We start from the raw sequence: 22,187 nt of genomic DNA on the forward strand, positions 1-22,187 counted from the left end.
CCGCGAAGCCACAGCCTGAACCGCGCCGCACCTCAACTCGCCAGCGCCGACACCCCGTTCCCCGGCCGCTTGACGCGGAACCACGCCGCATACAGCGCCGGCAGGAACAGCAGCGTCAGCACCGTGGCAATGATCAGCCCGCCCATGATCGCCACCGCCATCGGCCCCCAGAACATCGAGCGCGACAGCGGGATCATCGCCAGCACCGCCGCGGCGGCGGTCAGGATGATCGGGCGGAAGCGGCGCACCGCGGCCTCGACGATGGCGGTCCACTGCGGCACGCCGGCGCTGATGTCCTGCTCGATCTGGTCGACCAGGATCACCGAGTTGCGGATGATCATGCCCAGCAGCGCGGTGATGCCCAGCTGCGCCACAAACCCCATCGGCGCGCGCAGCAGCAACAGCGTGGCGGCGGCGCCGATCAGGCCCAGCGGGCCGGTCAGGAACACCATGGTCGCGCGCGAGAAGCTGTGCAGCTGCAGCATCAGCAGCGTGAAGATGATGAAGATGCACAGCGGCAACTGCGCCGCGATGGAGGCGCCCGCCTTGCCGCTCTCTTCCTCCGCGCCGGCCACGGTGATGCGGTAGCCCGGCGGCAGCTGCGCGCGCAGCTGGTCCAGCTTCGGGTTGATCTGCGCGGTCACCGTCGGGCCCTGGATGCCGTCGACCACATCGGCCTGCACGGTCACGCCGAAGTCGCGGTTCTCGCGCCACACCACGCCCGGCTCCGAGCGCAGCGTCACGCGCGCCACCTGCGTCAGCGGCACCATGCGCCCGGTGTTGGTCGGCACCAGCATGTTGTTCAGGTCCGAGATCGCATCGCGCTCATTGCGCGGGGTGCGCATCAGGATGTCGATCAGCTTGTCGCCGTCGCGGTACTGGCCCACCGGCACGCCGCTGAGCACGGTCTGCGTGACGCGGGCGATGGCATTGGTGGTCACGCCCAGTGCGCGCGCCTTGTCCTGGTCGATCTCCAGGCGCAGCATCTTGACGTTCTCATTCCAGTTGTCGTTGACCCCGACGGTATTGGGGTTGGCGCGCATCTCGGCCTTGACCTGGTCGGCCAGCTGGCGTACCCCGGCTGCGTCCGGCCCGATCACGCGGAACTGCACAGGATAGGCCACCGGAGGCCCGTTGGGCAACAGCTTGACGCGGCCTCGCAGGTACGGGAATTCGGCATCCATCAGCTTGATGATGCGGCGGCGCAGCGCATCGCGCACCTCGGTGCTGACCGGCATCACGATCACCTGCGCCACATTGGTCTGCGGGAAGATCTGGTCCAGCGGCAGGTAGAAGCGCGGCGCGCCGGTGCCGACGAAGGTGGTCAGGCTCTCGACTTCCTTGTCCTTGCCGACCAGCTGCTCGAAGCGCTTGGCCTCGGTTTCCATCTGGGCGAAGCTGGTGCCCTCGGGCATCCACAGCTCCACCATCAGCTCGGGGCGGCTGGAATCCGGGAAGAACTGCTTCTCGACAAACTTGAAGGCGTAGATGCCCAGCCCGAAGGCCACCAGCGTGATCGCGATCACCACCTTGCGCCAGCTCACGCACCAGTCCACCAGCCGGCGGAAGCGCGCATAGAACGGCGTGTCGAAGACCTCGTGGGCCTCGCCCGCGCCGGGGCCGCGGGTCTTGAGCAGCAGGTAGCCCAGGTAGGGCGTGAAATAGACCGCGGCCAGCCACGACAGCACCAGCGCCAGCGCCGTCACCGCAAAGATCGCGAAGGTGTATTCGCCCACCGTCGAGCGCGCCAGGCCCACCGGCAGGAAGCCGGCCGCGGTGATCAGCGTGCCGGTCAGCATCGGCATCGCGGTGGAGGTATAGGCGAAGGTGGCCGCCTCCATCTTGGAAAAGCCCTCTTCCAGCTTGCGCACCATCATCTCGACCGCAATGATGGCGTCGTCCACCAGCAGCCCAAGCGCCACGATCAGCGCGCCGAGCGATATCTTGTGCAGCCCGATGCCGAAGATATTCATGAACAGGAAGGTCACCGCCAGCACCAGCGGGATCGTCAGCGCCACCACCAGGCCCGGGCGCGCGTCCAGCCGCAGCGGTTTGGTGTGCAGCCCCAGCGAGACGAAACTGACCGCCAGCACGATCACCACCGCCTCGATCAGCACGTGCACGAACTCGCCCACCGAACGCTGGACCGCCTTCGGCTGGTCCTGCACCTGGTCCATCTCGATTCCCACCGGCAACTGCGTGCGCAGCCGGTCGAACGCGGCGCGCAGGTTCTTGCCCAGTTCGATGATGTCGCCGCCCTTCTGCATCGAAATGCCCAGCCCGATCACGTCCTTGCCGTTGAAGCGCATGCGCGTCTGGGTCGGGTCGACATAGCCGCGGTAGACGTGCGCGATGTCGCCCAGGCGGATATTGGCGATGCCGTTGGGCCCGCGCAGCACCAGGTTCTCCAGGTCCTCCACGCTGGCGAACTGGCCGGACAGGCGCACCTGCAGGTTGTCGGTCGGGGTGACCAGCACGCCGCTGCCGGTCAGGTTGTTCTGCTGCGAGATCTGGTCGGCGATGGCGTTGATATCCAGCCCCAGCTGGGCGAAGCGCGCCTGGTTGAACTCGATGAAGACCTTCTCGTCCTGCAGGCCGATCAGCGACACCTTGGCCACCGACGGCACGCGCAGCAGTTCCTGGCGCACCAGGTCGGCGTACTCGCGCAGCTCCTTGTAGTTGAAGCCGTCGGCCGAGAGCGCGTAGATGGTGCCGTACACGTCGCCAAACTCATCATTGAAGAACGGCCCGCGCACGCCCGCGGGCAGCGTCTGCTGGATATCGCCGATCTTCTTGCGCGCGGTGTACCAGACCTGCGCGGTCTCCTTTGCCGGCGAGGTGTCCTTGAGCTGGAAGATCACCGTGGTCTCGCCCGGCTTGGAGAAGCTGCGGATCTTGTCCGCATAGGGCACTTCCTGCAGCTGGCGCTCGATCTTGTCCGTCACCTGGACGGCGATCTGCTCGGCGGTGGCGCCGGGCCAGAAGGCCTGCACCACCATCACGCGGAAGGTAAAGGGCGGATCCTCGTCCTGGCCCAGCTGGAAGAATGCCAGCATGCCGCCAAGCAGCAGCACCACCAGCAGGTAGCGGGTCAGCGGCTGGTGCTCGAGTGCCCAGCGCGACAGGTTGAAGCGGGAATGATCCATCCGCTCACCCCTGTTTCGGGGTGGCGGCCGGTGCCGATGCCGGGGCCGATGCAGGCCCTCCCGCAGGCGCAACCGTCTGCAGCGGGCGCACCTTCTGGCCCGCGCGCAACAGGTGCACCCCGGCGGTGACGATGGTCTGGCCCGGGGCCAGGCCCTGGCGCACCTCCACCTCGTTGCCGATGGCCTCGCCCAGCGTCACCGGCACCGGCTTGACCGTGCCGGCGGCGGCGTCATAGATCCAGACCTGGTTGCGGCCCTGCTCCTGCAGCAGCGCGGTCAGCGGCACCCGGATGGCCGCGGTGGCGCCGCTGCGCATGAAGGTCACCACCGCGGTCATGCCGAGCTTGAGGTCGGCGGGCGGGTTCGGCACCGTCACGCGGGTGGCATAGGTGCGGGTGACCGGGTCGGCCGCCGCGGCAATCTCGCGCACGCGGCCAGGCAGCGTGCGCTGCGGCTCGGCCCAGGTATGGATGGTCACGTCGGTAATGCCGCGCAGCAGGTCGACCTGGTCTTCGGGCAGGCCGATCGCGACTTCCTTCTCTGCCGTCTGCGCCACGCGCACCACCGGCTGGCCGGGCGTCACCACCTGGCCCACCTCGGCATCGATCGCCGTGACCACGCCGTCGGCATCGGCATGCAGGACCGAGTAGCCGGTCTGGTTGGACTGGCTGCGCAGCCCGGCCTGGGCCTGGCGCAGCCGCGATTCGGCGGCGTCATAGTTGGCCTGGCGCCGGTGCTGCTCGGCAGCGCTGATGAAGCCCTTGGCGAACAGGTCGTTGTAGCGCTTCAGGTCGGCGGCGGCCAGGTCGCGGTCAGTCTTCGCGGCCTCGAACTGGGCGCGTGAGCCGGCCTCGGCCAGCGACAGGTCGGTGGGATCCAGGCGCGCCAGCGGCTGGCCCTTGCTGACCACCGCGCCCACATCCACCAGCCTGGCGGCGATCTTGCCCCCGACGCGGAAGCCCAGCCGCGACTCCACGCGCGGGCGCACGTCGCCGGAGAACTCGAAGGCGGTCTTGCCGTTGTGCGGGCTCAGCTGCATCAGGCGCACCGGGCGCACCTCCGGCGCCGGCTCGGCCTTCTTGCCGCAGCCGGTCAGGGCCAGCAGGCTGGCCATCAAAAGTGCGGCTACGGTCACGCCTCGACCGAGGTGGCGCGGCGGCATCGTAACAACAGGAGAATCTGCAGCCGCAACTTCCGGCACTTGGCAAAGCACTGGCATCGGTAGGCAACGAGTCGGATGGAACAACTGACAAGACTGGCCGGTGACCGCAAATCCCCTGCGCCCGGGAAGTCGTCGGGGCGCGCGGAATGGCCGCGCGCAGCCGGCATCGGCAATAAATAACTTTCCGGTCAGTAATATAACGACGACCCCCGGGTGCGTCAAACGGCAGGCGACGAAACCGCTGGAATGAAGACTCAGTTGCCGTTCCGGGCTGGTGAACTGCGCCGACAGGCTTCGGCATGCGCGACCATACCCTGCCCGGCGCGATGCTACAATCCGCCGCGCCGCTGGCGCTTCCCCCCACATCTTCGACCCGAGACCGGCGTGACGCCCGATCAGTATTGCCAAGAGAAAGTCGCCCAGAGCGGCTCGAGCTTCTATTACAGCTTCCTGTTCCTGCCGGCCGAGCGCCGCCGCGCCATCACCGCGCTGTACGCCTGGTGCCGCGAAGTCGACGACGTGGTCGACGACAGCCATGACGCAGGCCTGGCCCACCAGCAGCTGGACTGGTGGCGCGCCGAACTGCGCCGCCTGTTCGAGGGCGAGCCGACCCACCCGACCACCAAGGCCCTGCAGCCGCATGTGCGCAGCGCCGGCCTGCCCCAGGGCGAGATGTCCGAAGTGCTGGAAGGCATGGAAATGGACCTGACCCAGACCCGCTACCTGGACGAGCCCGGGCTGGCCCGCTACTGCCATTGCGTGGCCGGCGTGGTCGGCACGCTCAGCGCGCGGCTGTTCGGCTATACCGACCCGCAGACGCTGGTGTTTGCCGAGAGGCTTGGCCAGTCGCTGCAACTGGTCAATATCCTGCGCGACGTCGGCGAGGACGCGCGGCGCGGGCGCATCTACCTGCCGGTCAATACCCTGCAGCAGTTCCAGGTGCCTGCATCCGAGATCCTGAAGGGTCAGCATTCCGAGCGCTTTGTCGCGCTGATGCAGTACCACGCCGGCCGTGCCCGCGCGCTGTACCATGAGGCACTGGCGCTGCTGCCGAAGCAGGACCGCCGCGCCCAGCGTGCCGGCCTGCTGATGGGCGCGATCTACCACGCGCTGCTCGACGAACTGGAAGCCAGCCAGTTCCAGGTGCTGAACCAGCGCATCGCGCTGACCCCGCTGCGCAAGCTGTGGATTGCCTGGAAGACCTGGGTGCGCAACAGCTAGCGTCCTGCTCTCTTTTCTGTCCGACCCGCCAAGCCGTACCGCCATGACGCAGACATCCGCCTCCCTCGGCGACACCATCCTTGCCCACGCCGACCAGCTCGCCAGTTTCTCCGACATGGAAGGCGGCCTCACCTGCGCCTACCTGACCCCGGCCCACCGCGCCGCGCAGGCCCGGCTTGCGCAGTGGATGGAGGCGGCCGGCATGCAGGTGCGGATCGACGCCATCGGCAACGTCATCGGCCGCTATGCGGCCGACCCGGCCGTGCCCGACGCGCGCGTGCTGATGACCGGCTCGCACTTCGACACCGTGCGCAATGGCGGGCGCTATGACGGACGGCTTGGCATCGTGCTGCCGATCGCCGTGGTCGGCGCGCTCAACCAGGCCGGCATCCGCCTGCCCTATCACTTTGAAGTGGTGGGGTTCGCCGAAGAGGAAGGCCTGCGCTTCAAGACCAGCTTCCTGGCCAGCAGCGTGTTGGCGGGCCGCTTCGATCCCACCCTGCTGGAGCGCCAGGACGCGGACGGCATCACGCTGCGCGAGGCGCTGGCGGCATCGGACCTGCCCGGCGCGGGCGATCTGCAGGCCCTGCGCGCCGCCGCGGTCGATCCGGCGTCGCTGCTGGGCTTTGTCGAAGTGCATATCGAGCAGGGCCCGGTGCTGCTGCACCACGGCCTGCCGCTGGGCGTGGTCACCCAGATCGCGGGCAGCAGCCGCTTTGCGGTGCGGGTCGAAGGCCTGGCCAGCCACGCCGGCACCACGCCGATGGGCATGCGCCGCGACGCCGCCGCGGGCGCGGCGGAGATGATCCTGCTGGTGGAGCAGCGCTGCACGGCGGCGCCGACGCTGGTCGGTACGGTGGGTCAGCTGCAGGTGCCCAACGGGTCGAGCAATGTCATCCCGGCGGCCTGCACCTTCTCGATGGATATTCGCGCCGGCGAGGATAGCATCCGCGAGGCCGCCATCGCCGACATCGTGGCCGGCATCGGCCAGATCGCGGAACGGCGCGGGCTGGCCGCCCAGGTGGAGCGCGTGCCGCCGGTCAACAACGCGCCGTGCGCGCGCTGGCTGATGGACCAGTTCGGGGCGGTGCTGAAGAAGCGCGGGCTGCAGGCCTTCGAGCTGCCCTCCGGCGCCGGCCACGACGCCATGATGATGCAGCGCATCACCGACGTGGCCATGCTGTTCGTGCGTTGCGGCAACGGCGGCATCAGCCACAACCCGCTGGAAACCATCACGGCGGAGGATGCCCAGCTGGCGGCGGAGGTCTTCGTGGATTTCCTGCGGCACTTCCAGCCGCGCGGCTAAGCGCCACAGTGGCGTACCATGGAGGGCGCGGCACGATAAGAACGGATCAGCCGCCCTGGTAGATATCGCGCCCGAAGTCGTAAAGGTTCTTGCGCAGCTTGCGGCGCTCGTCCGGCGACAGGCGCGAGCCGCCGCGTTCGTCACCGCGCCGGCGCTCGGCGTCGCGCTGCTCGGCGCGATGGCGCTCGGCACGGGCCCGCGCCTCGCGCTGGCTGTTGCCGGGATCGCTGGCCTGGGTCGACGGGTGGCGCTTGAGCAGGTTGGCCATGCCGGCCGATTGCGCCTGCACCGTCCCGGCCGGAATGCACAGCGCCAGCACGGCCAGCGCCAGCGCAAGGCAGGCGCCGGCGATACCATGCTGCGGATGCCCGTGCCGGGTTCGGTTCACTTTCATTGATAATGGCGATCTTTGGCTTCGGGAAAAAGCAGTCTTTGGACAGACTGGACGGACTGCCCTGAAGCCGGGAATTCCGGTACCCCGTCCGGCGCCGCACCCTCTGCAAGCATCGCGCCAGCGCGGGCGAGGCAGGCTGGGCGAGGCAGTGGCTCGTCTGGTGCAAATGCGTGGAAATCTGCCGCGCATGGCGCCCAAAAAGACGGATTGCGCAGTGTAATCGCACGATTGGTGCACACTGCCATACCACGGGGTAAAGTATGTAACGTTTTGTTAAGCCATTTTGAGCGAAAGCGATAGTCGCTAAGATACCGCCATGGAAAATACCAGCCACAAGATTCTTGTCGTCGACGATGACCCGCGTCTGCGCGATTTGCTGCGCCGCTATCTGGGCGAACAGGGTTTCACCGTGTTGGTGGCGGAAAACGCCACCGCGATGAACAAGCTCTGGCTGCGCGAGCGTTTCGACCTGCTGGTGCTGGACCTGATGATGCCGGGTGAAGACGGCCTGTCGATCTGCCGCCGGCTGCGCGGGGCCAATGACCAGACCCCGATCATCATGCTCACCGCCAAGGGCGAGGACGTGGACCGCATCGTCGGCCTGGAGATGGGCGCCGACGACTACCTGCCCAAACCCTTCAACCCGCGCGAACTGATTGCGCGCATCCACGCGGTGCTGCGCCGCAAGGGCCCGGCCGAAGTGCCCGGCGCCCCGTCGGAAACGCCCGAGACCTTCGCCTTCGGCGACTTCGTGCTGAACCTGGCCACGCGCACGCTGACCAAGAACGACGAGGAAATCACGCTGACCACCGGCGAGTTCTCGGTCCTCAAGGTGTTCGCCCGCCATCCGCGCCAGCCGCTGTCGCGCGAGAAGCTGATGGAAATGGCGCGCGGCCGTGAATATGAAGTCTTCGACCGCAGCCTGGACGTGCAGATCTCGCGCCTGCGCAAGCTGATCGAGCCGGACCCGAGCAACCCCCGTTTTATCCAGACGGTGTGGGGCCTGGGCTACGTCTTCATCCCCGATGGCGTGAAGTAACCGATTACGGCCGCTGTTCCCATCGTGGCGACCGTTATCGGCAGAACCGCAACGCGGTTCTTTGGTTCGCTGTTCTGGCGAACCTTCATGCTTATCGCCCTGCTGCTGGCGATTTCGCTGGGCATCTGGTTCCAGAGCTACCGGCTGTTCGAACGCGCCCCGCGCGCGCAGCAGATCGCCATGCAGGTGGTCAGCGTGGTCAAGCTCACGCGCGCCGCGCTGCTCTATTCCGACCCCGCGCGGCGGCGCTTCCTGCTGCTCGACCTGGTGCAGAACGAAGGCATCAAGGTCTATCCGCGCGAGAAGGACGACGACTTCGCCGCGCCCACCGCCAACCCGTTCCTGACCACCCTGGTGCAGCAGGAGATCCGCAGCCGCCTGGGCGAGGACACGGTGCTGGCCACCACCGTCAACGACATTCCCGGCGTGTGGGTCAGCTTCGAGATCGAGGGCGACGACTACTGGGTGGCGATCAGCCCCGAGCGCTTCGAGCGCGTGCCCGGCATCCAGTGGCTGTGGTGGAGTATTGCCGCGCTGCTGCTGTCGATCATCGGCGCGGCCTTTATCACCGCGCGCGTCAACTACCCGCTCAAGCGGCTGGCCAACGCCGCCCGCGCGATCGGCGCCGGCGGCGACCCGCCGCCGCTGCCCGAGCACGGCGCCAGTGAGGTGGCGCTGGCCAACCACAGCTTCAATCAGATGGTGCGCGACCTGCGCCAGCTCGACGACGACCGCGTGGTGATGCTGGCCGGCATCTCGCACGACCTGCGCACGCCGCTGACGCGCCTGCGCCTGGAAACCGAGATGTCGCCGATGGACACCCCCACGCGCGACGCCATGATCGCCGACATCGAGCAGATGGACGCTATCATCGGACAGTTCCTCAACTACGCGCGCCCGCCGCTGGAAACCGTGGAACCGGTTGACCTGTCGGCGCTGGTGCACGATGCCGTGGGCGTCTACGCCGCGCACGACGACGTGCGCGTGCACGTGCGCGCCAATGAGCCGGTGATGGCCGTGGCCAACCGCATGGAAGTGCAGCGCATCCTGGACAACCTGGTCGAGAACGCGCGCCGCTATGCCAAGGACGAGCAAAGCGGCATGGCCGTGGTCGAGATCTCGACGCGCGTGGACGACAAGGAAGCCGTGCTGACCGTGGCCGACCACGGCAACGGCGTGCCCGACGGCCAGCTGTCGCTGCTGACGCGGCCCTTCTACCGGCTCGACGCCGCGCGCAGCGAGGCCAAGGGCGCCGGGCTGGGCATGTCCATCGTCAACCGCATCATGCAGCGCAACGGCGGCCGGCTGCTGCTGGCCAACCGCCCCGCCCCGGCCACGGGGCTGGTGGTCAGCGCCTGCTTCCGGCGCGCCTGAGCGTCAGCTGAGCGCGGCCTGAGCGCCATCCGCGGCGCATTGACAGGTTTTCGACAGCATTTGATAGCCTTCTGAAAGGCATTCGTCAGGGCAATGACAGGGTCGCGGCGCACACTGGCGCCCGTCATCAGGCGCGCGGCGAAATCCTTCCCACACGGCGTGACCCGCGCACGCCTGGCTGACTTCTCCGAACCATCATGCCGCCGGGACCGCCGGCGGTGCCTGAGAGACAGCCATGTCAGATACCTCCGCAGCTACCCCCGCCGGGCAGCACGGGTTCCGCACCGTGTTCCGCGTCGTCAGCGGCAACTTCCTGGAAATGTATGACTTCATGGTGTACGGCTTCTACGCGGCCGCCATCGCCAGGACCTTCTTTCCCAGCGGCAACGAGTTCGCCTCGCTGATGCTTTCGCTCGCCACCTTTGGAGCGGGCTTCCTGATGCGGCCGCTGGGTGCGATCGTGCTGGGCGCCTACATCGACCGCCATGGCCGCCGCAAGGGCCTGATCATGACGCTGGCGCTGATGGCCATGGGCACGTTGCTGATTGCCTGCGTGCCGGGCTACGCCACCATTGGCGTGGCCGCGCCGCTGCTGGTATTGGCCGGGCGCCTGCTGCAGGGCTTCTCCGCGGGTGTTGAGCTGGGCGGCGTCTCGGTCTACCTGTCGGAAATCGCCAGGCCTGGCCGCAAGGGCTTCTATGTCGCGTGGCAATCGGGCAGCCAGCAGGTGGCGGTGATCTTCGCCGGCCTGCTGGGCGTGATCCTGCACGCCACGCTGGCTCCGGCGCAAATGGATGAATGGGGCTGGCGCATTCCCTTCCTGGTGGGCTGCCTGATCGTGCCGTTCCTGTTCCTGATCCGCCGTTCGCTGGAAGAGACCGAGGCCTTCAAGGCGCGCAAGCACCGCCCCGCCATCGACGAGATCTACCGCTCGATGCTGGACAACTGGCGCATCATCCTGGCCGGCTGCATGATGGTGGTGATGACCACGGTGTCGTTCTACATGATCACCGCATACACGCCGACCTTCGGCAAGACCGTGCTGAAGCTGGACGACACCGACAACCTGATCGTCACCATGTGCGTGGGCCTGTCCAACTTCATCTGGCTGCCGCTGATGGGCGCGCTGTCGGACCGCATCGGACGCAAGCCACTGCTGGTGTTCTTCACCGTGGCAACGCTGCTGACCGCGTACCCCGCCGTGTCATGGCTGGTGGCCGAGCCGTCGTTCTCGCGGCTGCTGATGGTGGAGCTGTGGCTGTCGTTCCTGTACGGCAGTTATAACGGCGCCATGGTGGTGGCGCTGACCGAGATCATGCCGCCCGCGGTGCGCACCACCGGCTTCTCGCTGGCCTACAGCCTGGCCACGGCGCTGTTCGGCGGCTTCACCCCGGCAATCTCGACCTGGCTGATCCACGCCACCGGCAACAAGGCGGCGCCGGGGCTGTGGCTGATGTTCGCCGCGCTGTGCGGACTGGTTGCCACGCTGGTGATCTTCCGGGCGCAACGAGTGGAGCCCGTCATGCATCCGGCCTGAACACGGCTGGTTGAACTCGCCGCAATCGTCACCAACTTGCCATAAGCGGGCCCAGCGCGCATGGCATACTTGCCCTTCCGCATCGAAGCCGCCTGGCTGATGCCGCGGCTTCCCATGCCGGGATTCGCTCCAGGCGTCACATGGCTTGCCTATCGGGCTCTTTGAGAATATCAATTAGCCCGGCACCTGGTGATGACGCATAATCACGTTTTGTCGCGGTAAGCCGCGTAGCCGGCCCACGCCAGCCGCGCGGCAGCAGCACCGCTCTCATTGCAACCGTATCAGGAGATAGTCTATGAAGACCGTTGGTGACAAGCTCGAAGCCTTCCACGTCGTCGGTGTCAAGCCGGGTTTCAACAATCACGAAGAGAACGGCCAGTCGGCTTTCGAAGACATCACCGAAAAGTCGTTCGAAGGCAAGTGGAAGATCATCTACTTCTACCCGAAGGACTTCACCTTCGTCTGCCCGACCGAAATCGTTGCCTTCGCCAAGCTGAACGGCGACTTCGCCGACCGCGACGCGATCGTGCTGGGCGGCTCGACCGACAACGAATTCGTCAAGCTGGCATGGCGCCGCGAACACAAGGACCTGAACAAGCTGAACCAGTGGCAGTTCGCCGACGTGACCGGTTCGCTGATCGACCAGCTGGGCGTGCGTGACCACGCTGCCGGCGTTGCCCTGCGCGCGACCTTCATCGTCGACCCGGACAACGTGATCCAGCATGTGTCGGTGAACAACCTGAACGTGGGCCGCAACCCGGAAGAAGTCCTGCGTATCCTGGACGGCCTGCAAACGGACGAGCTGTGCCCGTGCAACCGTGCCGTTGGTGGCGCCACGCTGTAATTTGCTATCAGTCGCCAGACACACCTTGGCGATTCGCGGAGGGCGCTGCCCTCCGCATCAAAACCCGCTTGCGCGGGTTTTTTGGGCCCGTATCGATAGGAGAAATAAATGGAATTCATCAGCACGATTAAGAATCTCATCCCCGATTACGCCAAGGACATCCGCCTGAACGTGGACGGCACCATCGCGCGCTCTTCGCTGGAAGGCAACGATGCGGTCGGCGTGGCACTGGCGGCGGCATTTGCGGCGCAGAGCAAGGTGCTGGTGGATGCCATCCGCAACGCCGGCGTGCTGTCGCCCGAGGAAACCAACGGCGCGCAGACCGCGGCCGCGCTGATGGGCATGAACAACACCTGGTACCCGTACGTCGAAATGGCCGACGATCCCGACCTGGCCAGCCAGCCGGCCGGCCTGCGCATGAACGCCTATGCCACCCATGGCGGCGTGGACAAGCGCCGTTTCGAGATGTACGCACTGGCCGCCTCGATCGTGGGCAAGTGCCACTTCTGCGTGAAGTCGCACTACCAGCTGCTGAAGAATGAACAGGGCATGACCGCGCAGCAACTGCGCGATGTCGGCCGCATTGCCGCCGTGATCGTGGCCGCCGCCAACGTGATCGCCGCGTAATAAGCCCCGCCACAGCGCGCCCCCGCGCCCTCCGCGGCGCCCTGCCACGGGCGCCGTAGCACAGCAGCCGGCAGCTTCCCATCAGGAGTTGCCGGCTGTTCCCATCCTGCAACCGCCCCGCGCCAGGGCTGCACAGGTGCGGCGATCAGCCTACAATCCAGGCAGGACACGCACTTTCAGGCTGCCATGACCCTGCCTTCGCCGACTTCCCCCCGTTTCCACTACCGCCTCGCGGCGGTGCATGACTGGGGCGACATCGCCGCCGTCACGCAACAAGCCTACGGGCAATATGAGCTGGCCATCATGGAAGACTGCCGCGCGTCGTTCCAGCGCGGCATGCAGGCAGTGCTGGCGACCAGCCATCCGGATATGGAATGGTGGGTGGCGGAGACCGATCACGGCATCATGGGCGCCGTGCTGTTCTGCCATCCGGGCGCCACGCTGCCGGCACTGGACGGCAGCACCATCACCCTGACCCAGCCGGAAGCCCGGCTGCTGTCGGTCAGCCCGCAGGCGCGCGGCCTGGGCCTGGGCCGCACGCTGATGCAGATCTGCATCCAGCGCGCGCGCGATATCGGCGCGTCAACGCTGGTGGTGCGCACCATGCCGGAAATGGCATCGGCCATCCGGCTGTGCCAGCAGATGGGCTTCACCAAGCGCACCGAAGCCGGTGCGCGCACCGGCGCAATGGCCCGCCTGATCGACTATACCTACGCCATCCCGCCGGAAAACGCCACGGCGCCAGACGCGGCGCGCCCCTGATCAGTCCTGCGCGTCGCCCACCGAGGCGCGCCAGAGCAGCACCGCGGCCTGCGCCACGATGCCCTCCTGGCGCCCTTCGAAGCCCAGCTTCTCGTTGGTCTTGGCCTTGACGTTGCAACGCCCGCGCGCAATCCCCAGGTCCTCCGCCAGGTTCGCCACCATCGCCCCGATATGCGGCGCCAGCTTGGGCGCCTGCGCGATCACGGTGGCATCGACATTGCCGATTTCATAGCCCGCCTCGCGCACGCGGCGCGCGGCCTCGCGCAGCAGCACGCGGCTGTCGGCGCCGGCGAACTGCGCGTCGGTGTCGGGGAAATGGCGGCCGATATCGCCCAGCGCGGCCGCGCCGAAGAGCGCGTCGGTGACCGCGTGCAGCAGCGCATCCGCATCGGAATGGCCCAGCAGGCCGCGGTCGTGCGGAATCTCGACCCCGCCCAGGATCAGCTTGCGGCCGGGCACCAGCGCGTGGACGTCATAGCCCTGTCCCACCCGGATATCGAAAGGCATCATGCGGTCAGGCTCCTTTGCCATCGTTGCCCAGCAGCACTTCGGCCAGTGCGAAGTCCTCCGGGTAGGTCACCTTGAAATTGCGCAGCGAGCCGTTGACCAGCCGCGGATGCAGCCCAAGACGCTCGATCGCGCTGGCCTCGTCGGTCACCACCGCGCCGGCCGCCATGGCGTCCTGCAGCGCCTGGCGCAGCACGCCCAGGCGGAACATCTGCGGCGTCTGCGCCTGCCACAGGCCCTCGCGCGGCACCGTGGCGCCGATACGGGCGTCGTCCTGGGCGCGCTTGAGCGTGTCTGGCACCGGCACCGCCAGGATGCCGCCGATGGCGGCGTCCGGGTCGTCGTCGCCGTCGCTTTCCACCGCGCGCACCAGCGCATGGATCATTGCCGGGGTCAGGCCCGGGCGCGCGGCATCGTGCACCAGCACCCAGTCGCTGTCGGTCGCGCCCAGCTGCGCCAGGTGGTGCAGCCCGGCCAGCACCGAGGCATGGCGGGTCTCGCCGCCGACAAAGGCGGTATCGAAGCGCAGCCCGGCAAAGGCGGCCGCGCCGAAGCGCGATTCCAGCGGCATGTCGTCGGGCGCCAGCACCAGCGCGGTGGCGTTGATGGCGTCGCACGCCGAGAACGCCGCCAGCGCGTACCAGATCATCGGCCGGCCGGCCACGGTCTGGTATTGCTTGGGAACGGCGCCGCCGGCGCGGCTGCCGGTACCGGCACAGGGAATCAGGGCAAAGCGGCGAGCGGGCACAGGATCGGCGTTGAGTGAAAGAGGCGCGGGCGCCTGCTGGCCGGCATGGCCAGCGGGACAACCGGTGCGCATTCTATAATACGGCCCTTGCCCGTCGCCATGCCGCGCCATTCCGCATTGACGCGTGCCCGGCAGGCGCCACGGGCCGTTGAGGTCCCCTGCCCCGACCCCCGCCCGCAATGCCGGCGGGGTGTCGTCGTTTTGAACGCCCCGCTGCCGACATGCCTGACGCCAAGCCCGCCTTCCCCTTTGTCAACCTGCCGCTGGTCAAGCCGGGGCTGCGCCACAGCGTGGCGGGCCTGCGCGGCTCGGCCGATGCGCTGGCTGTGGCCGCGTACGCTCGGCAGCACCGCGAGCGCGCGCCGATGCTGGCCGTAGTCTGCTCCCACGCGGTCGATGCCCAGCGCCTGGCCGAGGAAATCCCCTGGTTCGCGCCCGAACTGCGCGTGCGCCTGCTGCCCGACTGGGAAACCCTGCCCTACGACAGCTTCTCGCCGCACCAGGACCTGGTATCAGAGCGCCTGGCCACGCTGCACGACATCCAGACCGGGCAATGCGACGTGATGCTGGTGCCGGCCACCACCGCGCTGTACCGGCTGGCGCCGCCCGCGTTCCTGGCCGCCTACACCTTCTTCTTCAAGCAGGGCGAGCGGCTGGATGAAGCGGCGCTCAAGGCCCAGTTCACGCTGGCGGGCTACGAGCACGTCAGCGCGGTGATGCGCCCCGGCGAATACAGCGTGCGCGGCGGCCTGATCGACCTGTACCCGATGGGCTCGGCGCTGCCGTACCGGATCGACCTGTTCGGCGACGAGATCGAGACCATCCGCGCCTTCGACCCCGACACCCAGCGCAGCCTGTACCCGGTCAAGGAGGTGCGGCTGCTGCCCGGGCGCGAGTTCCCGCTCGACGAAGCCGCGCGCACCGCCTTCCGCGGCCGCTGGCGCGAGCTGTTCGAAGGCGACCCAACCAAGTCGCCGATCTACAAGGACATCGGCAACGGCGTGCCGTCGGCCGGCATCGAGTACTACCTGCCGCTGTTCTTCGAGCAGAGCGCGACCGTGTTCGACTACCTGCCCGCCGATACGCAGCTCGCGTTCGCCGGCAATGTCGACGAGGCCATCCGCCGCTTCTGGGCCGACACCACGCAGCGCTACAACTTCATGCGGCACGACCGCGAGCGCCCGCTGCTGCCGCCAGCGGACCTGTTCCTGTCCGAGGAGCAGTTCTTCGTCGCCGCCAAGCCGATGGCGCGCCTGGTGCTGCAGGCCGAAGCGAACGCGGACCAGGCCGCGTTCTCGGCCATCCTGCCCGACGTCGCGGTGAACCGCCGCGCCGATGATCCGCTGGTCAACCTGGAAGCGCTGCTACTCGACCAGCAGACCCGCGTGCTGATGTGCGCCGACTCGGCCGGGCGGCGCGAGACCCTGCTGCAGCTCTTTGCCGAAAGCGGCCTGCGCCCGCAGCCGGTGGACGACTTTGCCGCGTTCCTGGCCGGCGAAGCGCATTTCTCGATCGCGGTGGCGCCGCTGCAGAGCGGCTTTGCGCTGCCGCAGGGGCAGATCGCCTTTGTCACCGAGGCCGAGCTGTACGCCGGCACCGCGCGCCGCACCGGCCGCCGCAAGCAGGAGCAGGCCTCCGCCGTCGACTCGATGGTGCGCGACCTGGCCGAGTTGAAGATCGGCGACCCGGTGGTGCACAGCGAGCACGGCATCGGCCGCTATCAGGGCCTGGTCACGCTCGACATGGGCCAGGGCGACGAGGAATTCCTGCACCTGGACTACGACAAGGGCAGCAAGCTGTATGTGCCGGTGCACCAGTTGCATGTAATCTCGCGCTATTCCGGCGCCGATCCCGATACCGCGCCGCTGCACCACCTGGGCTCGGGCCAGTGGGACAAGGCCAAGCGCAAGGCAGCCCAGCAGATCCGCGACACCGCCGCCGAGCTGCTCAACCTGTACGCGCGCCGCGCCGCGCGCGAGGGCTTTGCCTTCCCGCTCTCGCCCAAGGACTACGAGACCTTCGCCGAAAGCTTCGGCTTCGAGGAAACGCCGGACCAGGCCGCCGCGATTGCCGCGGTGATCGCCGACATGACCTCGGGCAAGCCGATGGACCGGCTGGTGTGCGGCGACGTGGGCTTCGGCAAGACCGAGGTGGCGCTGCGCGCGGCCTTTGTCGCGGTGCTGGGCGGCAAGCAGGTGGCGATGCTGGCGCCGACCACGCTGCTGGCCGAGCAGCACTTCCAGACGCTGTCCGACCGCTTCGCCGAATGGCCGGTGCGCATCGTCGAGCTGTCGCGCTTCAAGACCAAGAAGGAAATCGACGCGGCCATCAGGCAGATCAACGAAGGCACCGTCGACATCGTCATCGGCACCCACAAGATCCTGTCCGACCAGGTCAGGTTCGAGCGCCTGGGGCTGGTCATCATCGACGAGGAACACCGCTTCGGCGTGCGCCAGAAGGAGGCGCTGAAGACCCTGCGCGCCGAGGTCGACGTGCTGACCCTGACCGCCACGCCGATCCCGCGCACGCTGGGCATGGCGCTGGAAGGCCTGCGCGACTTCTCGGTGATCGCGACCGCGCCGCAGAAGCGGCTGGCGATCAAGACCTTCGTGCGGCGCGAGGAAGACGGCGTGATCCGCGAGGCCATCCTGCGCGAGCTCAAGCGCGGCGGCCAGGTCTACTTCCTGCACAACGAGGTCGAGACCATCGAGAACAAGCGCGCGCGGCTGGCCGAGCTGGTGCCCGAAGCGCGCATTGCCGTCGCGCACGGCCAGATGCATGAGCGCGAGCTGGAGCGCGTGATGCGCGACTTCGTCGCGCGCCGCGACAACATCCTGCTGTGCACCACCATCATCGAGACCGGCATCGACGTGCCGACCGCCAACACCATCCTGATCCACCGCTCGGACAAGTTCGGCCTGGCGCAGCTGCACCAGCTGCGCGGCCGGGTCGGGCGCTCGCACCACCAGGCCTATGCCTACCTGCTGGTGCATGATGTCGAGGGCCTGACCAAGCAGGCGCAGCGCCGGCTCGAAGCGATCCAGCAGATGGAGGAACTGGGCTCGGGCTTCTACCTGGCCATGCATGACCTGGAAATCCGCGGCGCGGGCGAGGTGCTGGGCGACAAGCAGTCGGGCGAGATCCACGAGATCGGCTTCCAGCTCTACACTGACATGCTCAACGCCGCGGTCAAGGCGCTCAAGGCCGGCAAGGAACCCGACCTGATGGCGCCGCTGGCCGCGACCACCGAGATCAACCTGGGCACGCCGGCGCTGCTGCCCAACGACTACTGCGCCGACGTGCACGAGCGGCTGTCGCTGTACAAGCGACTGGCCAACTGCGAGACCGCCGAGCGCGTGGACGATATCCAGGAAGAGCTGATCGACCGCTTCGGCCGACTGCCGGCGCAGGCGCAGGCGCTGGTCGAGACCCACCGGCTGCGCATCGCCGCGGCACCGCTGGGCGTGCGCAAGATCGACGCGGGCGAGGCCACCATCAGCGTGCAGTTCGTGCCCAACCCGCCGATCGACGCGATGCGCATCATCGACCTGGTGCAGAAGAACCGCCATATCAAGCTGGCCGGGCAGGACAAGCTGCGCATCGAGGCCAAGATGCCGGACGTGGCGATCCGCGCGCAGACCATCAAGCATACGTTGCGGCAACTGGCGTAGGGGTCATGCGTATCCTGCATGGACGCGGCGCGCGGCCGGGTGTAGCATCGATTCCTTAACAAGTTAGCGATAACGCCCCCATGCCCGCCCAAGCCGCTTCTTCCCGTCAGCCCGTCACCGAAACCGCCGCGCGCGGCAGCGCGCTTGAATGGACCCAGCGGCTGGTCGCGTACGACACCACCAGCCGCAACTCCAACCTGGGCCTGATCGAGTCGGTGCGCGACCATTTCCTGGCCAAGGGGCTGAAGCCGCATCTGAGCTACAACCCGCAGCAGGACAAGGCCAACCTGTTCGTCACCGTGCCCGCCGCCGACGGCAATACCAACGGCGGCATCGTGCTCTCCGGCCATACCGACGTGGTGCCGGTGGACGGCCAGGACTGGACCACCGACCCGTTCAAGCCGGTGGTGCGCGACGGCAAGCTCTACGGCCGCGGCACCTGCGACATGAAAGGCTTTATCGGCACCAGCCTGTCGCTGCTGCCGGCCATCCTGCAGGCCAGGCTGCGCGAGCCGGTCCACTACGCGCTGTCCTTCGACGAAGAGATCGGCTGCATGGGCGCGCCCTACCTGCTGGCCGAACTGCGCGACCGCGGCGTGACGCCCGGCGGCTGCATCGTCGGCGAACCCACCAGCATGCGCGTGATCGTGGCGCACAAGGGCATCAACGCCTACCGTTGCTGCGTCAGGGGCCAGGCCGCGCACTCGTCGCTGACGCCGCGCGGCGTCAATGCGATCGAATACGCCGCGCGCCTGATCTGCTTCATCCGCGACATCGCCGATGAGTTCAAGGCCAACGGCCCCTACGACCAGGCCTTCGACGTGCCCTACACCACCGCGCAGACCGGCACCATCCAGGGCGGCATCGCGCTGAACACCATCCCGGCACTGTGCGAGTTCGTGTTCGAGTTCCGCAACCTGCCCGGCGTGGATCCCGAAGCCATCTACGCCCGCATCCAGGCCTACGCCAACGACGTGCTGCTGCCGAAGATGCGCGCCGAGCATGCCGACGCCGGCCTGACGCTGAGCAAGATCGCCGCCGCGCCGTCGCTGGACGTGGCCGAACAGGAAGCCATCACGCAGCTGGTGCGCGCGCTGACCGCCGACCGCGACACCAACAAGGTGGCCTACGGCACCGAGGCCGGCCTGTTCCAGCGCGCCGGCATTCCGGCCGTGGTGTGCGGGCCTGGCGATATCCAGCAGGCGCACAAGCCGGATGAGTTTGTTGCGCTGGAGCAGTTGGCTGCTTGCGAGGCGTTCCTGCACAAGGTGGTCGACAGCTTGCGCGTGAGCTGACTGCCGGGCATGCCAGAGCTTTGCTCCCCTCTCCCGCTTGCGGGAGAGGGGAGCAACCAATCCGCTTTTCCCGGCGCTTTGCACTTGCCGCGCGCCGCCACACCGCCTGCATCACACCAACAACAACGAAGGAGACCTTGCATGGCTGTCCGTGATTCCGCATCCCGTCCCACCACCCGCTTCGCGCTCGCCACCCTGGCGCTCGCCACCGGCCTGCTCTGCAACACCGCGCAGGCCCAGACGCAAGGCGCCGAAACCCTGCACGCCCAGATCGAAACCCGCGCCAAGGCCGTCGAGAAACAACTCATCGCGTGGCGCCGCGATATCCACCAGCATCCGGAACTGGGCAACTACGAGACGCGCACCGCCAAGCTCGTGGCCGACCAGCTGCGCAAGCTCGGCATGGAAGTGAAGACGGGCGTGGCCAAGACCGGCGTGGTCGGCGTGCTCAAGGGCGGCAAGCCCGGCCCGGTAGTGGCGCTGCGCGCCGACATGGATGCGCTGCCGGTCAAGGAACGCGTGGACGTGCCGTTCGCGTCGAAGGCCAAGGGCCAGTACCTGGGCAAGGAAGTGGACGTGATGCACGCCTGCGGCCATGACACGCACGTGGCGATTTTGATGGCCACCGCCGAGGTGCTGGCCGGCATGAAGGACCAGCTGCCCGGCACGGTCAAGTTCATCTTCCAGCCGGCCGAGGAAAGCCCGGCCGACTTCGAACCGAATGGCTCCAACACCTGGGGCGCCAAGCAGATGGTGTCCGAGGGCGTGCTGGACAATCCCAAGGTCGATGCGATCTTCGGCCTGCACGTGAGCAGCGGCATCGAATCGGGCAAGCTGGGCTGGCGCAGCGGCCCCTCGATGGCGGCGGCCGACCAGTTCTGGATCGACGTCAAGGGCCGCCAGACCCACGGCGCGCGGCCGTGGGGCGGGATCGACCCGATCGTGGTGGCGTCGCAGATCGTGATGGGCCTGCAGACCATCCAGAGCCGCCAGGTCAACGCCATGCTGGAGCCGTCGGTGATTACCGTGGGCACCATCCACGGCGGCAACCGCATGAACATCGTGCCGGAGAAGGTCGAGATGATGGGCACCGTGCGCACCTATGACGAAGGCATGAAGAAGGACATCCATGCCCGCATGAAGCGCACCACCGAGGCCATCGCCACCAGCGCCGGCGCCGAGGCCAGCTTCCGCGTGGTGGAGTTGTACAACGCCACCATCAACCAGCCGGCCCTGACCGAGAAGATGGCGCCCACGCTGCAGCGCGTGGCCGGCGAAGGCAACTGGATGATCACGCCCAAGGCGACCGCGTCGGAGGACTTCTCGTTCTACCAGGAGAAGGTCCCGGGCCTGTTCTTCAACCTCGGGGTGACGCCCAAGGGCCAGGATGTGACCAAGGCGCCTTCCAACCACTCGCCTGAGTTCTATGTGGACGAGCCGGCGCTGATCAACGGCGTGCGCGCCCTGTCCAGCCTGACCGTGGACTACATGGTGATGGCGCAGCGCTGAGCGGCTCGCCCGGGGCGCTGCGGCGGGGCTACAATAGCGCTTTTGCCGCGTTGCAGCCCCGCGCGGCAAGCGCCCGACCTTCATCCGCCATGCCCCTGATCCTCCAGAGCACCGCCCCGCTTTCCCCAGCCGACCTCGACACCGCCCGCACCCTGGCCCGCGCCTCTGAACTGGTGCTGCGCAGCGAGACCGTCGCCGCCGCCGAGGAATGCGCGCCGCTGACGCCGGCGCTGCGCGATGCGCTGGACGATTTCTGCGGCCCGCGCGCGATCGACTGGGCAGTGGTGCCCGCGGGGCGCAAGCTGTCCGACTTCCACCTGGTGGCGATGGACATGGACTCGACCCTGATCACGATCGAGTGCATCGACGAGATCGCAGATTTCTGCGGCCTCAAGGCCGAGGTCTCGGCCATCACCGAAGCCGCCATGCGCGGCGAGATCACCGATTTCAACGAAAGCCTGCGCCGCCGCGTGGCCCTGCTCAAGGGCCTGGACGCCAGCGTGCTGGACCGCGTCTATGAAGAGCGCCTGCGGCTGTCGCCGGGCGCCGAGCGCATGCTGCAGACCGTGCAGGCGCTGGGCCTGCGCACGCTGCTGGTGTCGGGCGGCTTCGTGCATTTCACCGAGAAGCTCAAGGCACGGCTCCAGCTCGACGTGACCCGCGCCAATACGCTGGAGATCGTCGACGGCAAGCTGACCGGCAATGTCGTCGGCGAGATCGTCAACGCCGACGTCAAGGCCCGCACCGTGCAGGAAGTCTGCGCCCGGATCGGAGCCACGCCGGACCAGGCCATCGTCATGGGCGATGGCTCCAACGACCTGAAGATGATGGCCGTGGCCGGCCTGTCGGTGGCATTCCGGGCCAAGCCGGTGGTGCGCACGCAAGCCAGCGTCGCGTTCAACCACGTCGGCCTGGACGGCCTGCTGGCGCTGTTCCCGCACTGATCCCGGGCCGCAGACAACGCGGCAATGCGCGCCGGGCGGCAAGCGCCCGGCCGGCCCCACCCGCGCGGGCCGCCTGCGACTCGTCGCCACAGCCAGCGCAA

At 67.7% G+C, this 22,187-nt stretch carries 17 protein-coding genes; 12 read left to right on the forward strand and 5 right to left on the reverse strand.

What is annotated here, in order from left to right; genetic code table 11:
• Window positions 1–32: 32 nt before the first annotated feature.
• On the reverse strand, window positions 33–3,146 hold the full coding sequence (locus I6H87_RS18690; protein ID WP_011615100.1) for an efflux RND transporter permease subunit: 3,114 nt from the start codon (window positions 3,144–3,146) through the stop codon (window positions 33–35).
• Between the two features lie 4 nt (window positions 3,147–3,150).
• Window positions 3,151–4,365: an efflux RND transporter periplasmic adaptor subunit gene (locus tag I6H87_RS18695; protein ID WP_037023310.1), complete on the reverse strand. Its 1,215-nt coding sequence runs from the start codon at window positions 4,363–4,365 to the stop codon at window positions 3,151–3,153.
• Window positions 4,366–4,692: 327 nt separating this feature from the next.
• On the opposite strand from I6H87_RS18695, the gene hpnD reads away from it, so the two are divergent.
• Window positions 4,693–5,529, forward strand: coding sequence for a presqualene diphosphate synthase HpnD (gene hpnD, locus I6H87_RS18700; RefSeq protein ID WP_041687285.1), 837 nt, complete (start codon window positions 4,693–4,695; stop codon window positions 5,527–5,529).
• A gap of 43 nt (window positions 5,530–5,572) precedes the next feature.
• Window positions 5,573–6,835 carry a Zn-dependent hydrolase gene (locus I6H87_RS18705; protein ID WP_011615098.1) on the forward strand — a complete coding sequence of 421 codons (1,263 nt, stop codon included), beginning with the start codon at window positions 5,573–5,575 and terminating at the stop codon, window positions 6,833–6,835.
• A gap of 46 nt (window positions 6,836–6,881) precedes the next feature.
• Here the strand turns inward: I6H87_RS18705 and I6H87_RS18710 are convergent, their stop codons facing one another.
• Window positions 6,882–7,229, reverse strand: a complete 348-nt coding sequence (locus tag I6H87_RS18710; RefSeq protein WP_010810106.1) for a hypothetical protein — start codon at window positions 7,227–7,229, stop codon at window positions 6,882–6,884.
• Window positions 7,230–7,545: 316 nt separating this feature from the next.
• Here I6H87_RS18710 and ompR point away from each other — a divergent pair, with 316 nt between their 5' ends.
• The 6 genes from ompR to I6H87_RS18740 all read left to right on the forward strand — a co-directional run bounded on the left by ompR (window position 7,546) and on the right by I6H87_RS18740 (window position 13,412).
• Window positions 7,546–8,268 (forward strand): osmolarity response regulator transcription factor OmpR, encoded by a 723-nt coding sequence (gene ompR / locus I6H87_RS18715; RefSeq protein WP_010810107.1) that lies wholly within the window; start codon window positions 7,546–7,548, stop codon window positions 8,266–8,268.
• Window positions 8,269–8,292: 24 nt separating this feature from the next.
• Complete coding sequence (locus I6H87_RS18720; RefSeq protein ID WP_011615097.1) at window positions 8,293–9,642, forward strand: ATP-binding protein; 1,350 nt, start codon at window positions 8,293–8,295, stop codon at window positions 9,640–9,642.
• A 235-nt stretch (window positions 9,643–9,877) separates the two neighbouring features.
• Complete coding sequence (tcuC, locus tag I6H87_RS18725) at window positions 9,878–11,179, forward strand: MFS transporter (RefSeq protein WP_010810109.1); 1,302 nt, start codon at window positions 9,878–9,880, stop codon at window positions 11,177–11,179.
• 295 nt (window positions 11,180–11,474) lie between these two features.
• A complete protein-coding gene (locus I6H87_RS18730; protein ID WP_010810110.1) occupies window positions 11,475–12,023 on the forward strand; it encodes a peroxiredoxin in 549 nt (182 codons plus the stop codon).
• A 108-nt stretch (window positions 12,024–12,131) separates the two neighbouring features.
• The gene (locus tag I6H87_RS18735; protein WP_011615096.1) at window positions 12,132–12,650 is read left to right on the forward strand and encodes a carboxymuconolactone decarboxylase family protein; all 519 of its coding nucleotides are present in this window, start codon (window positions 12,132–12,134) and stop codon (window positions 12,648–12,650) included.
• A gap of 186 nt (window positions 12,651–12,836) precedes the next feature.
• Complete coding sequence (locus I6H87_RS18740; protein WP_010810112.1) at window positions 12,837–13,412, forward strand: GNAT family N-acetyltransferase; 576 nt, start codon at window positions 12,837–12,839, stop codon at window positions 13,410–13,412.
• Here the strand turns inward: I6H87_RS18740 and ispF are convergent, their stop codons facing one another.
• Both ispF and ispD read right to left on the reverse strand, forming a co-directional pair.
• Window positions 13,413–13,922 (reverse strand): 2-C-methyl-D-erythritol 2,4-cyclodiphosphate synthase, encoded by a 510-nt coding sequence (gene ispF / locus I6H87_RS18745; RefSeq protein WP_010810113.1) that lies wholly within the window; start codon window positions 13,920–13,922, stop codon window positions 13,413–13,415. It abuts the gene before it with no gap.
• A 4-nt stretch (window positions 13,923–13,926) separates the two neighbouring features.
• Complete coding sequence (gene ispD / locus I6H87_RS18750) at window positions 13,927–14,739, reverse strand: 2-C-methyl-D-erythritol 4-phosphate cytidylyltransferase (RefSeq protein ID WP_010810114.1); 813 nt, start codon at window positions 14,737–14,739, stop codon at window positions 13,927–13,929.
• Between the two features lie 149 nt (window positions 14,740–14,888).
• On the opposite strand from ispD, the gene mfd reads away from it, so the two are divergent.
• From mfd to serB, 4 genes are all read left to right on the forward strand, one after another.
• Window positions 14,889–18,338: a transcription-repair coupling factor gene (gene mfd / locus I6H87_RS18755; protein WP_011615095.1), complete on the forward strand. Its 3,450-nt coding sequence runs from the start codon at window positions 14,889–14,891 to the stop codon at window positions 18,336–18,338.
• Window positions 18,339–18,418: 80 nt separating this feature from the next.
• Entirely contained in the window at window positions 18,419–19,633 is a 1,215-nt protein-coding gene (gene argE / locus I6H87_RS18760) for an acetylornithine deacetylase (protein ID WP_010810116.1), read from the forward strand.
• A gap of 141 nt (window positions 19,634–19,774) precedes the next feature.
• A complete protein-coding gene (locus tag I6H87_RS18765) occupies window positions 19,775–21,142 on the forward strand; it encodes an amidohydrolase (protein WP_011615094.1) in 1,368 nt (455 codons plus the stop codon).
• Between the two features lie 89 nt (window positions 21,143–21,231).
• On the forward strand, window positions 21,232–22,086 hold the full coding sequence (gene serB / locus I6H87_RS18770; protein WP_010810118.1) for a phosphoserine phosphatase SerB: 855 nt from the start codon (window positions 21,232–21,234) through the stop codon (window positions 22,084–22,086).
• Window positions 22,087–22,187: the final 101 nt, after the last annotated feature.

Source organism: Cupriavidus necator (assembly GCF_016127575.1).
In the GTDB taxonomy this organism is placed as follows: Bacteria; Pseudomonadota; Gammaproteobacteria; order Burkholderiales; family Burkholderiaceae; genus Cupriavidus; species Cupriavidus necator_D.

Bases quoted from the DNA above. Each gene is read 5' to 3' on its own strand.
- I6H87_RS18690 (WP_011615100.1), bottom strand. From the start codon at position 3,146: ATGGATCATTCCCGCTTCAACCTGTCGCGCTGGGCACTCGAGCACCAG.
- I6H87_RS18695 (WP_037023310.1), bottom strand. From the start codon at position 4,365: ATGCCAGTGCTTTGCCAAGTGCCGGAAGTTGCGGCTGCAGATTCTCCT.
- I6H87_RS18705 (WP_011615098.1), top strand. From the start codon at position 5,573: ATGACGCAGACATCCGCCTCCCTCGGCGACACCATCCTTGCCCACGCC.
- I6H87_RS18710 (WP_010810106.1), bottom strand. From the start codon at position 7,229: ATGAAAGTGAACCGAACCCGGCACGGGCATCCGCAGCATGGTATCGCC.
- ompR (WP_010810107.1), top strand. From the start codon at position 7,546: ATGGAAAATACCAGCCACAAGATTCTTGTCGTCGACGATGACCCGCGT.
- tcuC (WP_010810109.1), top strand. From the start codon at position 9,878: ATGTCAGATACCTCCGCAGCTACCCCCGCCGGGCAGCACGGGTTCCGC.
- I6H87_RS18730 (WP_010810110.1), top strand. From the start codon at position 11,475: ATGAAGACCGTTGGTGACAAGCTCGAAGCCTTCCACGTCGTCGGTGTC.
- I6H87_RS18735 (WP_011615096.1), top strand. From the start codon at position 12,132: ATGGAATTCATCAGCACGATTAAGAATCTCATCCCCGATTACGCCAAG.
- I6H87_RS18740 (WP_010810112.1), top strand. From the start codon at position 12,837: ATGACCCTGCCTTCGCCGACTTCCCCCCGTTTCCACTACCGCCTCGCG.
- ispF (WP_010810113.1), bottom strand. From the start codon at position 13,922: ATGATGCCTTTCGATATCCGGGTGGGACAGGGCTATGACGTCCACGCG.
- ispD (WP_010810114.1), bottom strand. From the start codon at position 14,739: ATGCGCACCGGTTGTCCCGCTGGCCATGCCGGCCAGCAGGCGCCCGCG.
- mfd (WP_011615095.1), top strand. From the start codon at position 14,889: ATGCCTGACGCCAAGCCCGCCTTCCCCTTTGTCAACCTGCCGCTGGTC.
- argE (WP_010810116.1), top strand. From the start codon at position 18,419: ATGCCCGCCCAAGCCGCTTCTTCCCGTCAGCCCGTCACCGAAACCGCC.
- I6H87_RS18765 (WP_011615094.1), top strand. From the start codon at position 19,775: ATGGCTGTCCGTGATTCCGCATCCCGTCCCACCACCCGCTTCGCGCTC.
- serB (WP_010810118.1), top strand. From the start codon at position 21,232: ATGCCCCTGATCCTCCAGAGCACCGCCCCGCTTTCCCCAGCCGACCTC.